Genomic DNA, 14,015 nt, shown 5'->3' on the forward strand with positions numbered 1-14,015 from the left:
ACTTATATTCAATTAAACAGCTTCTACTTCTAAATTCACGTCAATATTTCCACGTGTTGCTTTAGAGTATGGGCAGAAATCATGCGCTGCTTTTAAATATTTCTCTGCGTCTTCTTGAGATACGTTTTTTACTTTAGCGGCAATATCTACTTCTAATTTAGGACTTTCAGCATTTTCGTCATCTACTAAACGAACTGTTAACGTAACTTCTGGTTCAGCATCACGAACTTTGTTTTGTTTTAAAATTAAATCAAAAGCACCGTTGAAGCATGAAGCGTAGCCTGCTGCGAAAAGTTGTTCTGGATTAGTGGCATTACCATCTGCTTGTTGTGGTGGTAATACATCTACATCGATTGCTTTATCGTCAGTGTAAACATGACCTTTACGTCCACCTGTGTTTGTAGCTTTTGTTTCATAATGAGTTGCCATAAAAAAATACCTCCTTTAAAGTATATTATCTATTTACCCGTATATTGTTTTTTAAATCATTTATAAATTATAAATTTTCATATATAAATTGTCGGAAATATGAAATAATATACATTATCAAAATAAGAGAGGTCACAACATGAAAGCAATATTAATAGGTGTCTTGGCAGCTTTATTTTTTGCAGTTACATTTGTCGTTAATCATATGATGGCTAATGATGGTGGAAGTTGGTATTTTAGTTCCTCTTTACGTTTTATTTTTATGCTGCCATTTTTATATTTGTTTGTACTCATCAAAGGTAGAACAAAGTTTGTTTTAAAGCATATTCAACAAGAGAAAAAGGCTTGGTTCATATGGAGTGCAGTTGGGTTTGTATTATTTTATGTACCGATAACTTTTTCAGCAGAGTATAGCCCAGGGTGGTTGATTTCAGGTACTTGGCAAATAACAATTATTTGCGGTATGATTCTCGCGCCATTATTTGTAGAAACAGTTGTTATAAATGGTAAAGAAACAATCGTTAGACATAAAATTCCATGGCGTTCATTATTGATTTCAAGCATTATGTTTATCGGTATTATCATTATCCAAATTCCTCAAGCAAGTGAAATTAAAATGAATTTATTTTTATTAGGTTTCTTACCGATTTTAATTGCAGCCTTTAGTTATCCTTTAGGAAATAGAAAAATGATGCAAGTTGTGAACGGTGAGCTCGGTACAATTGAACGTGTATTTGGTATGACGTTAGTCACATTGCCTATTTGGGTAGTCATTTTTATTGTTGGTGTACTTAAAGAAGGATTACCTTCTTCTAGTCAAGTTGTACAAGCATTTATCGTCGCACTATTTTCGGGCATCATCGCAACAATTCTATTTTTCTATGCTACAAATATTGTGAATGATAACCAAGAACAATTAGCAGCCGTTGAAGCGACGCAATCTTTGGAAGTTGTATTTGCCATTATTGGTGAAATGATTCTCCTAGGCTTACCGTTACCAAATGGTTTAAGTATGGTAGGTGTAGCACTCATTATAATAGGTATGTGTATATATAGTTTTATCGATCATATATCTATTGGTAAAATTTTCAAAAAATCATGAAGTGAGATGTTTAAAAATCCTTTTACAGGGTAAAACATATATGAATGGTCAATCATTCAATAAAGTTTAATGAAGGGTGATATAAAATGGCAGACGAAAGCAAATTCGAACAAGCAAAAGGTAATATTAAAGAAACAGTTGGTAATGCAACAGATAACAAAGACTTAGAAACTGAAGGTAAAAAAGATAAAGCTTCAGGTAAAGCTAAAGAAGCAGTAGAAAATGTTAAAGATAAAGCGAACGAAGTAATCGATAAATTTAAGAAATAATACATTTTCTAATTTATTTAAAGCATAAGAAAAGCCATTAGACACGTTGACTGTCTAATGGCTTTTTATTTACTTTACATCGTCTTTATCGATTTCCCATTTCATTTTGTAACGTTTATCAGATGAACGTAATTGTAATTGTACGTCATATTGATCCGCTTCAGGAACATCGTAGTATACATAACCAGTATCAGATTCTCCAGGTTTTAGACTGAATGAGAATCCATCATTTTTGTCATTCATACCATAGTATTTTGAAACTCTGCTTCCATCAGCAGTAACACCGAAGTTAGCATCTCCAACGATTAAGCTAGAGTTATTAATATTTTCAAGTTTGTAGTTAACTTTTAATATTTTATCTTTTAAAGGTTTAGTTCCGTCAGATGGTGGAGTAACAAATTCTGCTCTTTCAACTGTAATCTTTGTACCGATTGCACTAATCCCGTTACCAACTGATGTTTGTCTATCGATGATAGATGAATCATTATCATCTTCATCTGTTTTTTCTTCAGTTGTAGATTCTTCAGTAGTAGACTCTTCAGTCGTTTCTTCCTCAGTAGACTCCTCAGTTGTTTCTTCTTCTGTTGAGTTTTCTTCAGTAGAATTATCTTCAGTTTTGTTTGTGAACTCATCGATTTGGTCTTTAATTGGACCAGCAGCGCATGCACCTAAAATAACAGCTAAAATAATGAATATAACTAAACATCCACCACAGCCGAATAACCAAGGTTTCATACTAGAGCCATTGCCGTCTCCCGATTGTTGTTGCTGATTGTTACCATTTGTTTCGTTAAATGGATTATTTTGTTGTTCTGAGGTGTTCTGATTAAAAGGATTCTGATCTGATTGATTAGAATTAGCCATAATATTTCCCCCTTATTCATTACTTTATTTTAATAAAAAATTATTGTTTCCACTTAATCGAAATTCTTGTGTGAAAGTTTTCAACTATTGATAAACAATTGTGTTATTTATTAATTATTTTTAGTTTATAGTAAACTGGGAAATAAATCTAGGCTTATTATTAAATTTATAAAAAATTTATAGTACTTTAATATTTAATGATTTTGTAGAATATGAATGTTTGTAAATTTTATGCAAAAGGGGGTAATATAGTAATAAAGGAGTGATAAATATGTATAAAAATATTTTGTTTGGCATTGATACAGAAATGAAAAATCAAAAGGTTTTAGAACAAATTAATCACCTCGTAGGAGAAGGTTCTCAGGTTACATTACTGAATGTTGTCGCTGATAAAGACCTTCAAGCTTCAGTAAGAATGGGTGTTCATTTAGATGAAATTCAAGAAAAACGCCAAGAAGCTATGAAACATGTCTTAGATTATTTCCATGAACAAAACATTCAATATAAAATTGAATTTGCGAAAGGGAATCCTAAAACAGAATTAGTGCATAGAGCAAATAGTGGTGATTTTGATATCGTTGTGTTGAGTAATAGAAAAGCAGAAGACACAGATAAAATGGTATTAGGAAGTGTCAGCCATAAAGTCGCTAAAAGAGCTAAAATTCCTGTATTAATTGTGAAGTAGTAAGCACACATTGATTTAAGTAATAGATTTCTTGAATCATCATGCATCGTTTCATAGAAAAAAGTCCTCGACTCATGTAAAATGAAAATAGAAGCATATTGGAGGAATGACTATGACTGATGGACAAAAGAAAGCGTTTCCGTATATCGTTGCAACGATTTCATTAGAAACTCAAGATGATATTGAAAAAACAGTGCAAGAACTCAATGCTCATAAGGATTCAATAGATATTGTTGAATTTAGAGCAGATACTTTAAAAAATACTTCAATTGAAAACATTAATGAAACATTAGAGAAATTTAAAAGTGCATATTATGATGCGCCAATTCTGTTCACTTATCGTTCAGTAGGGCAAGGTGGTCATGGTGACTTTGATCATGAAACTTATTACAAAATCATGCAAGATATTATATGTAACAAAAAAGCTGAATACGTCGATATTCAACTCGATACGTATGAAGATAATCTTATGAATTGCATTACGAAAGCTCAGCATAATGATGTGAAAATTATTATTTCACATCATGACTTTAAATCAACACCTGACGTTGAAGAAATGTTTGTCACATATGAGAAAATGGCAGAGTTAGGTGCAGATATTGGTAAATTAGCTGTGATGCCACAGAACGAACGTCATTTATTATCGATGTTAAATGCTATGAATAGAGCTTTTCATAAGTTAGATATTGATGTAATTGGTATATCTATGGGTGAACTAGGTAAGATGACAAGAATAACTGGTGGTATGTTTGGATCTAAATTTACTTATGGTTTCGTAGGTAAAGAAGCGGCACCAGGTCAAATTCATGTTAAAGATATTAAAGAACAGTTAGCTTTATATCAAAATTAATCACATTATTAAGCATAATAATGATGAAGCGAGTGTAGAAATCTTCAGGATAATTCTAGATTTCTATCTCGCTTCTTTATTTTATGATACAATTGATAATAATTATCAATGAATTAGGAGTGTAAATAATGGAATTAAAGAAAGCGATTGAAGAAAGAAGAAGCGTCAAAAAATATGATTATGATATGTATATAGACGAAGAAAAAGTATTTTCTTTAGTTGATTTAGCAACATACGCACCAAACCATGGTATGAGAGAACCTTGGAGACTTGTGTATATCAATAAAAAACAAATTCCTGAATTTGCAGAAGAAGTAGCACAATCAGCATTTGTTAACGATCCAGCTAAACAAGAAAAATATATCAATAAAGTGACTAAAGTTGGTGGCATGTTTGTCATCTTGTCAAAAAGAGACTCAAGACAAAAAGAAAATCTTGAAAATCAAATGGCAATTGGCGCATTTGTACAGAATTTAATGTTATTGATGCATGATGAGGGAATGGGTTCATGTTGGAAAACACCTGCATTTATATTTAATCCATCATTTAGAAAAACAGTCGGCGCTCAGGATGATGAAGATGTATGTGGATTTTTATATTTAACTGAAAAAGATTCAAGTGTAAAAGCGGCCGAAAGAAAAAATAGATCATTAATCACTGAGTGGTAATAACGAAACCCACAACTGAGTTCTTATACTCAATTGTGGGTTTTAATATGATTATTTTAAGTTCTCAGCTAAGAACGCTTTAACATCTTCTGGTGTTTTTGCGTTTGCTGAATGTAAGTGTGCAAGTTTTTCGTTGTTTTTAAATACTAATAAACTTGGGATACCCATTACATCATTTTCAGTTGCTGCTTCAGGAACTTGGTCACGATTGATTTGATACCAATTGTATTGATTGTATTCATCGATGATTGGATCAATCCATTGATTCATTCTTGTGCAATCTGGACACCAGTCTGCGAAGAATTTAACGACAACTGGTTCATCGCTTTGTGTAATTTCTTCAAATTCAGCATATTGACTTATTGTTCTCATATTTATTCTGCTCCTTAGAAATAATGATTATAAGGTAAGTATATCTTATTTCTAATATTTAAAAAAATATTTAACTCATTACTACATGTTCTGTACTAATATTGTTATAATAAAATTAAATAGACATATGGAGGTAAAGACATGATAAAATTTTATCAATATCCTAATTGTACAACTTGTAAAAAAGCAGCAAAGTTCTTAGAAATGAACGGTGCCAGTTTTGAACCGATTGATATTACTCAATTAACACCAACAGCTAAAGAATTAAAAGATATCATTGATGGGACAGACATAAATGTTAATCAATTATTTAATACTCGAGGCGCTAAATATCGCGAATTGGGATTAAAAGATAAAATGGATGATTTATCAGACAACGAAAAGTTTGATTTATTAGCATCTGATGGCATGTTAATTAAAAGACCTTTAGCCGTTTTAGGAAATAAAGTGACACTTGGATTTAAAGAAGACGAATATCGTCAAACTTGGTTATAAAAATAGTTGCTTGAATAATGGCTTTATGTCATGATTATAATTGAATTACATATAGGAGGGGATTACTTTGACAGTGCCTAGTGAGTTAAAATATTCAAAAGAACATGAATGGGTAAAAGTAGATGGAGATATCGTAACAATCGGTATTACTGATTTTGCTCAATCAGAATTAGGGGACATCGTGTTTGTTGAGTTGCCAGAAGAAGGTGACGAATTAACTAGTGGAGATTCATTCGGTAGTGTAGAATCTGTTAAAACAGTTTCTGAACTATATGCACCACTATCTGGTAAAGTCGTTGAAGTAAACGAAGAACTAGAAGACAGCCCTGAGTTTGTTAATGAATCATCATATGATAAAGCTTGGATGGTCAAAGTTGAACTATCTGATAAAGCTCAATTAGATGAATTATTAGATGCAGACGCTTATAGCGAAATGATAGGTGAATAACATAACATTAAACTCCACGATACTGATGTGTCATGGAGTTTTTTTGAAATATTTATCATGAAACTGAACAGTAATACTATCTCATTTGTAGAAGGTGATATTCATGGCGATGATTAAAAAGATTATAATCGTAGAAGGTATTTCTGATAAAAAACGAGTGGAAGAAGTATTAAATGATCATGTTCATATCATTTGTACCCATGGAACGATGGGTGTCGAAAAAATGGATGAGCTACTAGAAGAGATATACGGTTCTCAAGTATATGTCTTAGTAGATCAAGATAAGGAAGGTAAGAAAATTAGAAAATGGTTTAAGAAATATGCGAGTGAAAGCCAGCATATTTATATTGATTCTACATTTTCTGAAGTAGCGCGCTGTCCAAGACAATATTTAGCGAATGTGTTAAACTATCATGGATTTATAGTTAAGAATGATTTTGTATTGAAAGGGAAGTATCGTTACCATGAAACACACAGAAATATTGAACGATATATACAAGCATTTTGATAAAGATATCCATTTATTATTTGGATATACGCCAACATGTGGAACGTGCAAAATATCAGAACGCATGTTAGATATTGCAAACGAAGTATCACAATTACCTATTAATAAGTGTGACTTAAATTTTTATCCAGAATTCTGTAAAGAATTTGAAATCATGTCAGTACCCGTACTTTTTATCATGCATAAAGATCAAGTTATCCGTCGAATCTATGCCTTTCAGTCTGTTCCGTATATATTAGAGAATATTCAAAAAGTTATTGACGATAAAAACTTATCATGATAGTATGTATTTAATTAAATACGTAATAACTCTTATCAAGAGTGGTGGAGGGATGTGCCCTTTGAAGCCCGGCAACCGTCATATAAATATGAAATGGTGCCAATTCACAAAAAGTGTTAACTTTTGGAGATGAGAGAAAGACAAATTTTTGACGCCTTTCTCTTATTTTAAGAGTGAGGCGTTTTTAATTTAGAGATTAGGAGGCAACAGATTTGATCGAGTTAAATAAAGTTGTTAAAACTTTCAAAACAAAAAAAGGTGACATAACAGCTGTTGACCATGTTGACTTAAAAATAGATAAAGGAAGTATATATGGTGTAATTGGATTTTCTGGTGCAGGTAAAAGTACACTTATACGTATGTTTAACGGCCTAGAAACACCTACTGAGGGAGAGGTAATTGTTGACGGTGCGAACATCGGACAATTATCGAAGCAAGACCTTAGATTGAAAAGACAAAAAGTAAGCATGATTTTCCAACATTTCAACTTACTTTGGTCTAGAACAGTTAAAGATAACATCGCATTTCCATTAGAAATCGCTGGTGTATCTAAAAGTGAAATTAATGAGAGAACAAAAGCACTCATTAAAAGAGTTGGTTTAGAAGGACGCGAAAATGCCTATCCTTCACAACTATCAGGAGGGCAAAAACAAAGAGTAGGTATTGCCCGTGCACTAGCTAATGACCCGCATGTCTTATTATGTGACGAAGCAACAAGTGCACTCGATCCGCAAACTACTGATGAAATATTAGATTTATTAGTAGATATTAATAAAGAACTGGATTTAACAATCATACTGATTACACATGAAATGCATGTCATTAGAAAAATTTGTGATCATGTAGCAGTCATGGAGAACGGTAAGTTTGTTGAAGAGGGTGAAGTTATTAACGTATTTAATAACCCTCAAACATATGTTACACAACGATTTGTTAAAGATGATCTTAAAGCAGATGATTTACAAAGAACTTTACAAGACTTTAAGAAAGAACAACCAAATGGTGAAATTTGGAAGTTAAACTTCGTTGGTGGAACAAGTTCTGATCCAGTATTAGCGAAAATTATAAAAACTTATAATATCGATATTAATGTTATCGAAGGTGACGTTAAATTAACTCAAAACGGTACATTTGGACATATGATCGTTCATTTACCTCAAGGAGATTATTCTAAAGAAGCAATTAAGCAAGAATTGAATAATCTAGGCGTGAAAGTAGAGGTGAACGTAGGTGAATAAATCATTTGGAGATATCATAACAGAAATGGTCACGATGCCTAACGTACGATGGGATGCTGTATGGGAAGCATTGTATGAAACGTTATATATGACGATTATTTCTACAGTATTTACTTTAGTATTTGGATTAATCTTAGGAACTTTACTATTTTTAACATCAAGAGGAACATCTAAAAGTTCACGTGTGTTCTATTCAATCGTTTCATTTGTCGTGAACCTATTTAGAGCTATTCCATTTATCATTTTAATATTATTATTACTACCTTTTACGGACATCTTACTAGGTACAATTAGTGGACCTAAAGGCGCTTTACCAGCATTGATTATTGGTGCATCACCATTTTATGCACGACTTGTTGAAATCGGCATGAAAGAAATTGATAAAGGTGTTATTGAAGCGGCAGTTTCAATGGGTGCTACTACTTGGACAGTCGTTCGAAAAGTATTAATAAAAGAATCATTACCTGCTTTAGTATCGGGAATCACAGTTACAGCTATTGCTTTAGTTGGATCAACTGCTATAGCCGGTGTAATTGGTGCAGGTGGTTTAGGTAACTTAGCTTACCTAACTGGATTTACACGAAATCAAAATGACGTCATTTTAATTTCAACAATCTTTATTTTAATTATTGTTTTTGTTATCCAATTTATTGGAGATTTAATTGTAAAAAGAATTGATAAACGTTAAGGAGTGTTTTAAATGAAAAAAGTATTTGGGTTATTATTTATTTCAATTTTAACAGTCGTGCTAGTAGCTTGTGGTGGCGGTAGTGGCGACAAGAAAGAAAAGAATGAAACAATTAAAATTGGTGCATCACCAGCACCTCATGCTGAAATTTTAGAAGAAGCTAAACCACTTCTTAAAAAAGAAGGTTATGACTTAGAAATCAAGACAATCAATGATTACACAACACCTAACAAATTATTAGATAAAGGTGAACTTGATGCAAACTTCTTCCAACATACACCATACTTAAAAACTGAATCAAAAGAAAAAGGATATAAAATTGAATCAGCTGGTAACGTACATTTAGAGCCAATGGCAGTTTACTCTAAAAAATACAAAAAATTATCTGACTTACCAAAAAATGCAACAGTTTATGTATCAAACAATCCAGCAGAAGAAGGTAGATTCATCTCATTCTTCGTTAAAGAAGGATTAATCAAAATCAAAGACGGTGTTAAACCAGTTGACGCAACATTTGATGACATCGTAGAAAACAAGAAAAACATTAAATTCAACAATAAACAATCAGCAGAATTTTTACCTAAATCTTATCAAGCAGACGAAGGTGATGCTACAATCATCAACTCTAACTTTGCAATCGAACAAGGATTAAATCCACTTAAAGATTCAATTGCAGTAGAAGGAAAAGATTCACCATACGCAAACCTAATTGCAGTTCAAAAAGGTCATAAAGATGACAAACAAATTAAAGCTTTAATGAAAGTCTTACAATCTAAAGAAATTAAAGACTTCATCAACAAGAAATACGACGGAGCTGTAATCGCAGCTAAGTAAGAAATTTAAAAAACATCTAGCCATATGGTTAGATGTTTTTTGTATTTATGAGTAGAAAAACTCTTTGAGAAAAATTACTTATAGTAACTACATGGTATTAGCTGTAAACCTAACTTTAATAATATAATGTGATATATTTGATATATAAACGTGAGGTGATGAAATTGGTAAATGATATAAAAATTCATGTTCTACACACTGGAACTGTTATTGTAGATGAAGCTTTACCTTTTAGTACTTCTAGTAGAAATCCTATTGCTTGGACTGGTTTATTTAGGAATAAAAAGCACCAAATTTCTTTACCAGTATCTGTTTATTTAATTGAACATCCTAAAGGGTTAGTTTTAATTGATACAGGTTGGCATACTGACAATAGAGTTAATCAAAAGAAAAATCTTTTATTTCAGTATCCTGTGAATAAAGCTTCTCTTCCAAAAGGTCAAGCTGTTCATGAACAATTAAGAAACTTAGGTTATGAAATTGATGATATTGATTATGTGCTCATGAGTCACATGCATTGCGATCATGCGGATGGTTTAAGACATGTAAAAAATGCTAAAAAAATATTACTGAGTGAACCTGAAAATGAAGCGATTAAATCGGATAAAATGCATTACCTTCCTCATGAATGGAAAGATGTAGATTTATCTACTTTTAAATTAAGTTACACAAATATAGGTCCTAAAGGATATTCATTTGATTTATTCGGAGATGGCACGTTACAAATGGTATGGTGTCCTGGACATAGTAAAGGGTTATGTGCAACGTTGGTGAAAAAAGAGGGACAAGATAAATTTGTACTTTTAGCATCTGATGTTGGATATGCAAATAGATCATGGGAAAGAAATATTTTACCCGGAGTTTTAGTTAATAGAAAAGATGCTCAAGAATCTTTAAATTGGGTTAAGTATATTTCAGAAGATAAAAACTGTATAAAAGCAATAGCCAATCATGATGATAATACTGAACCACAAACTATAATTTTATAAGACATTACATCTAGCCATAAGGTTAGATGTTTTTTTGTATTATTACTCATCTTTGGGCATTATGTTTGTGTGTGCTTTCATTTATAGTTAAAATTTATTTAATTAAATGAAAAGGTGGTAAATTATGAAGATTATATTAGTTGGTGCTAATGGTACTATTGGTTCAGCAGTGGCAGAAGAACTTGCGTCAAATGGACATGAAGTTGTGAAAGTTGGACGTAACTCAGGTGACTATCAAATGGATATGTCGAATGTAGAAGATATTAAATTAATGTTTGAACAAATTCAAAATGTAGATGCAGTTGTTTCTACTGCAGGTGCAGCGAATTTTGATGATTTATCTGACTTAACACCTGAATCAAATGAAGTTGCTGTTACAAGTAAATTACTTGGACAAATCAACTTAGTACTGATCGGACAACATTATATTAATGATGGCGGAAGTTTCACATTAACAACTGGTGTTATTATGGACGAACCAATCAAAGGTGGCGTTTCATCAGCAATGGCTGGTGGTGGTATTCAAGCATTTGTGAAATCAGCTGCATATGAATTAAAACGCGATTTAAGAATTAATAATGTAAGTCCAAATGTAATTGAAGAAGCACTCGAAGATTATGGTGATTTCTTTAAAGGTTATCAAGCAGTCCCAGCTAAAAAAGCCGCTAAAGCATACTTGAAAAGTGTAGAGGGTATTCATTCGGGTCAAACATACCGAGTTTATGAATAATATTTGAGAAAAAGCAGTCGTTCTCCCGATGTAAACGGAGACTCGACTGCTTTTTGTTTTAGTAGAGATGAAAATATGGTCAAGGTGCACGAAGACTGAGAGATATCGTGCGCCAGGGTACAAAATAAGGGCATAACGCACGAAGACTGAGAGATATCGTGCGCCAGGGTAAAAAAATAGGGAATAACGCACGAAGACTGGTAGATATCGTGCGCCAGGGTACAAAATAAGGGCATAACGCACGAAGACTGTGTATTATCCCCTATAGAGTAGACATTAAAAAAACTAAAAATCTATAGGGGGTATTTTTATGTATAAAACTAGACTACCTGTTGAACTGTATCAGGAAATCTTCGATTTGCATGAAAAGGGTTATTCCTTTCAAAATGTAATTGATAAGTTAAATTTAGATATTAGTGATAGTGTGATTCGATTTAAATATAAAGTGTATAAGCAACATGGTATAACAGCACTTATAAATAAGAATCGAAATAAAATCTATACACGCGAATTTAAAGAAAAAGTTGTTAAAGAATATCTAGAGACTAATAAGACGTATTCAGATCTAGCAGCCTATTACAATATTTCACATCACGCTACTTTAAAAAATTGGGTGGTAAAGTATACTGAAGGAAAGGAAAATAAATCTTATTTTCCATATCTGGAGGTAGACACTATGAATACTAGAAAAACAACATTTGAAGAAAGAATTGAAATAGCTAAATATTGTATTGAAAATAATAGAGACTTTAATAAGACAGCTGAAAAGTACCAAGTTAACTATTCACAAGTCTATAATTGGGTAAAAAAATATGAAAAACATGGTGATATTGGTTTAGTAGATGGTAGAGGTAAAGGAAAACCAGTTGAAGCTTTAACTAGAGAAGAAGAACTTGAATTAAAAATAAAAGCACTTGAACAAAGAAATAAATTTCTCCAAATGGAGAATGAGGTATTAAAAAAGCAGGAAGAAATAGAGAGGCAGTTGATGAATCGAAAATCAGGCAAATAGCAGCATACAAGACAATCGAAGCATTAAAAGATAAGTATCCAATCAAATGGATATGCGCCGCACTTGAAATATCGAGAGCGAGTTATTATAAATGGAAAAACAGAGAGGTTTCAGAATCTGAAAGATTCAATAACGAATTAAAAGATGAGATTTTTAGGATTTATCATGAACATGATGGCATATATGGATATCGAAGAATTTATATTTATCTGAGATTATATACTAAATTCCAGGTTAATCATAAACGCGTATATAGAATTATGAAGAAGTACGGATTAAAAGCTGTCATTAGAAAAAAGGGAAGGCAATATAAACTTAGTAAGCCAGAAATCACTTCTCAAAATATCCTTAATAGAGAGTTCACAACAACTAAAGTTAACAAAGTCTGGTTAACAGACGTGACAGAATTTAAATTAAAAAATGGATCTAAAGTGTATTTAAGTGCTATTTATGATTTAGGTGCTAAAAAAGTCATCAGTCATGTAATCTCATCTCAAAATAATAATAAACTAGTATTTGATACCTTTAATAAAGCCATAATTAAAAGAAATACCGAAGGCATTATATTTCATAGCGACAGAGGATTCCAATATACGAGTGTTCTATTTAGAGAGATGATTAAAAAAGCTTCTATGAAGCAAAGCATGTCTCGTGTAGGTAGATGTATTGATAATGGTCCTATGGAAGGTTTTTGGGGATTACTCAAATCAGAAGTATTCAAAGACAAACCACAAACATTCAATGATATAAAACACGCTATAAAGCAAATAAACGAATATATAAAATTTTATAATTCTAAAAGAATTTCATTAAAAATGGCTGCGCTTATAAAAGCACAGCCAACAAATTGATTGCTTTTTTTAGTGTCTACTTGACAGGGTTATGTTCACTGAGAGATATCGTGCGCCAGGGTACAAAATAAGGGCATAACGCACGAAGACTGGTAGATATCGTGCGCAAGTGTACAAAATAATGGCATAACGCACGAAGACTGGTAGATATCGTGCGCTAGGATACAAAATAAGGGCGAAACGCACGAAGACTGAGAGATATCGTGCGCAAGGGTACAAAATAAGGGCATAACGCACGAAGACTGGTAGATATCGTGCGATAATCAATACTTAAATATATCCGTTAAAGAAATAAATGATGAGCATAAATACGGCAATGGCATATAAAATGATACCGACAAATCTGTAATTTCTAACGTTGAATGTAGCGATTGTAACAATTGTAGCAGCTGTTAATAATGTGTTTAAAAGACTACTCAAATTAATAACATTGACTAAATTTAATAAAAGTATAAATGCACATATTGCACTTATAACGAATGCAAATTGTTCATAGCGTTTCATGTAATTTTCCTTTCATAAACTGCATATTTATTTATCATCATTATAGTATATATTGGATAGAAAGGCATTCGGAAGACGTTGAAATAGAATATTTATAAATTGAGAATTAATTGAAATGATTATCATTTGAAAAACATTTCAGAAAAATACTTTATATGAACAGTTTCTTCTATATAAATAAAGCGAAAATGTTTATTTG

At 32.0% G+C, this 14,015-nt stretch carries 19 protein-coding genes and 1 riboswitch; of the genes, 15 read left to right on the forward strand and 4 right to left on the reverse strand.

Annotated features, from left to right (window positions below):
* Positions 1-12: 12 nt before the first annotated feature.
* Positions 13-429: an organic hydroperoxide resistance protein gene (locus tag LQ679_RS05360; protein ID WP_025904358.1), complete on the reverse strand. Its 417-nt coding sequence runs from the start codon at positions 427-429 to the stop codon at positions 13-15.
* Positions 430-568: 139 nt separating this feature from the next.
* Between LQ679_RS05360 and LQ679_RS05365 the strand changes: the two genes are divergently transcribed.
* Both LQ679_RS05365 and LQ679_RS05370 read left to right on the forward strand, forming a co-directional pair.
* Positions 569-1,531: a DMT family transporter gene (locus LQ679_RS05365; RefSeq protein ID WP_196308010.1), complete on the forward strand. Its 963-nt coding sequence runs from the start codon at positions 569-571 to the stop codon at positions 1,529-1,531.
* An 86-nt stretch (positions 1,532-1,617) separates the two neighbouring features.
* Positions 1,618-1,800, forward strand: coding sequence for a CsbD family protein (locus LQ679_RS05370; RefSeq protein ID WP_037588806.1), 183 nt, complete (start codon positions 1,618-1,620; stop codon positions 1,798-1,800).
* A gap of 69 nt (positions 1,801-1,869) precedes the next feature.
* On the opposite strand, the gene LQ679_RS05375 is transcribed toward LQ679_RS05370, so the two are convergent.
* Positions 1,870-2,664: a DUF4352 domain-containing protein gene (locus tag LQ679_RS05375; RefSeq protein WP_126476607.1), complete on the reverse strand. Its 795-nt coding sequence runs from the start codon at positions 2,662-2,664 to the stop codon at positions 1,870-1,872.
* 271 nt (positions 2,665-2,935) lie between these two features.
* On the opposite strand from LQ679_RS05375, the gene LQ679_RS05380 reads away from it, so the two are divergent.
* The 3 genes from LQ679_RS05380 to LQ679_RS05390 all read left to right on the forward strand — a co-directional run bounded on the left by LQ679_RS05380 (position 2,936) and on the right by LQ679_RS05390 (position 4,867).
* Positions 2,936-3,349, forward strand: a complete 414-nt coding sequence (locus LQ679_RS05380) for a universal stress protein (RefSeq protein WP_025904362.1) — start codon at positions 2,936-2,938, stop codon at positions 3,347-3,349.
* 112 nt (positions 3,350-3,461) lie between these two features.
* Entirely contained in the window at positions 3,462-4,199 is a 738-nt protein-coding gene (gene aroD / locus LQ679_RS05385) for a type I 3-dehydroquinate dehydratase (protein ID WP_191836564.1), read from the forward strand.
* Between the two features lie 128 nt (positions 4,200-4,327).
* Positions 4,328-4,867, forward strand: coding sequence for a nitroreductase family protein (locus LQ679_RS05390; RefSeq protein WP_191836565.1), 540 nt, complete (start codon positions 4,328-4,330; stop codon positions 4,865-4,867).
* A gap of 51 nt (positions 4,868-4,918) precedes the next feature.
* Here LQ679_RS05390 and LQ679_RS05395 read toward each other — a convergent pair whose 3' ends face one another.
* The gene (locus tag LQ679_RS05395) at positions 4,919-5,239 is read right to left on the reverse strand and encodes a thioredoxin family protein (RefSeq protein WP_037588811.1); all 321 of its coding nucleotides are present in this window, start codon (positions 5,237-5,239) and stop codon (positions 4,919-4,921) included.
* Positions 5,240-5,380: 141 nt separating this feature from the next.
* Here LQ679_RS05395 and LQ679_RS05400 point away from each other — a divergent pair, with 141 nt between their 5' ends.
* From LQ679_RS05400 to LQ679_RS05445, 10 genes are all read left to right on the forward strand, one after another.
* Positions 5,381-5,734 carry an arsenate reductase family protein gene (locus LQ679_RS05400; protein ID WP_025904366.1) on the forward strand — a complete coding sequence of 118 codons (354 nt, stop codon included), beginning with the start codon at positions 5,381-5,383 and terminating at the stop codon, positions 5,732-5,734.
* A gap of 67 nt (positions 5,735-5,801) precedes the next feature.
* Positions 5,802-6,182, forward strand: coding sequence for a glycine cleavage system protein GcvH (gene gcvH / locus LQ679_RS05405; RefSeq protein WP_025904367.1), 381 nt, complete (start codon positions 5,802-5,804; stop codon positions 6,180-6,182).
* Positions 6,183-6,285: 103 nt separating this feature from the next.
* On the forward strand, positions 6,286-6,690 hold the full coding sequence (locus tag LQ679_RS05410; protein ID WP_025904368.1) for a toprim domain-containing protein: 405 nt from the start codon (positions 6,286-6,288) through the stop codon (positions 6,688-6,690).
* Complete coding sequence (locus tag LQ679_RS05415; RefSeq protein WP_025904369.1) at positions 6,647-6,970, forward strand: thioredoxin family protein; 324 nt, start codon at positions 6,647-6,649, stop codon at positions 6,968-6,970. Before LQ679_RS05410 ends, LQ679_RS05415 begins: the two co-directional genes overlap by 44 nt.
* A 29-nt stretch (positions 6,971-6,999) precedes the next feature.
* Positions 7,000-7,106: riboswitch (SAM riboswitch) on the forward strand.
* A 76-nt stretch (positions 7,107-7,182) separates the two neighbouring features.
* The gene (locus tag LQ679_RS05420; RefSeq protein WP_037588812.1) at positions 7,183-8,208 is read left to right on the forward strand and encodes a methionine ABC transporter ATP-binding protein; all 1,026 of its coding nucleotides are present in this window, start codon (positions 7,183-7,185) and stop codon (positions 8,206-8,208) included.
* Positions 8,201-8,896: a methionine ABC transporter permease gene (locus LQ679_RS05425; RefSeq protein ID WP_025904371.1), complete on the forward strand. Its 696-nt coding sequence runs from the start codon at positions 8,201-8,203 to the stop codon at positions 8,894-8,896. Before LQ679_RS05420 ends, LQ679_RS05425 begins: the two co-directional genes overlap by 8 nt.
* A 12-nt stretch (positions 8,897-8,908) precedes the next feature.
* The gene (locus tag LQ679_RS05430; protein WP_037588813.1) at positions 8,909-9,730 is read left to right on the forward strand and encodes a MetQ/NlpA family ABC transporter substrate-binding protein; all 822 of its coding nucleotides are present in this window, start codon (positions 8,909-8,911) and stop codon (positions 9,728-9,730) included.
* A gap of 158 nt (positions 9,731-9,888) precedes the next feature.
* Positions 9,889-10,719 (forward strand): N-acyl homoserine lactonase family protein, encoded by an 831-nt coding sequence (locus LQ679_RS05435; RefSeq protein WP_191836566.1) that lies wholly within the window; start codon positions 9,889-9,891, stop codon positions 10,717-10,719.
* A 124-nt stretch (positions 10,720-10,843) separates the two neighbouring features.
* On the forward strand, positions 10,844-11,449 hold the full coding sequence (locus tag LQ679_RS05440; protein WP_025904373.1) for a short chain dehydrogenase: 606 nt from the start codon (positions 10,844-10,846) through the stop codon (positions 11,447-11,449).
* A 310-nt stretch (positions 11,450-11,759) separates the two neighbouring features.
* Positions 11,760-13,312, forward strand: a protein-coding gene (locus LQ679_RS05445; protein ID WP_232193896.1) for an IS3 family transposase whose coding sequence is annotated in 2 segments (ribosomal slippage) — positions 11,760-12,434 and positions 12,437-13,312 — 1,551 coding nt in all. Because the reading frame shifts where the segments join, the coding sequence is not laid out codon by codon here.
* Between the two features lie 270 nt (positions 13,313-13,582).
* Here the strand turns inward: LQ679_RS05445 and LQ679_RS05450 are convergent.
* Positions 13,583-13,816, reverse strand: coding sequence for a hypothetical protein (locus LQ679_RS05450; protein ID WP_025904374.1), 234 nt, complete (start codon positions 13,814-13,816; stop codon positions 13,583-13,585).
* Positions 13,817-14,015: the final 199 nt, after the last annotated feature.

Origin of the sequence: Mammaliicoccus sp. I-M35, assembly GCF_022386455.1 — a bacterium.
Taxonomy (GTDB): domain Bacteria; phylum Bacillota; class Bacilli; order Staphylococcales; family Staphylococcaceae; genus Mammaliicoccus; species Mammaliicoccus sciuri_A.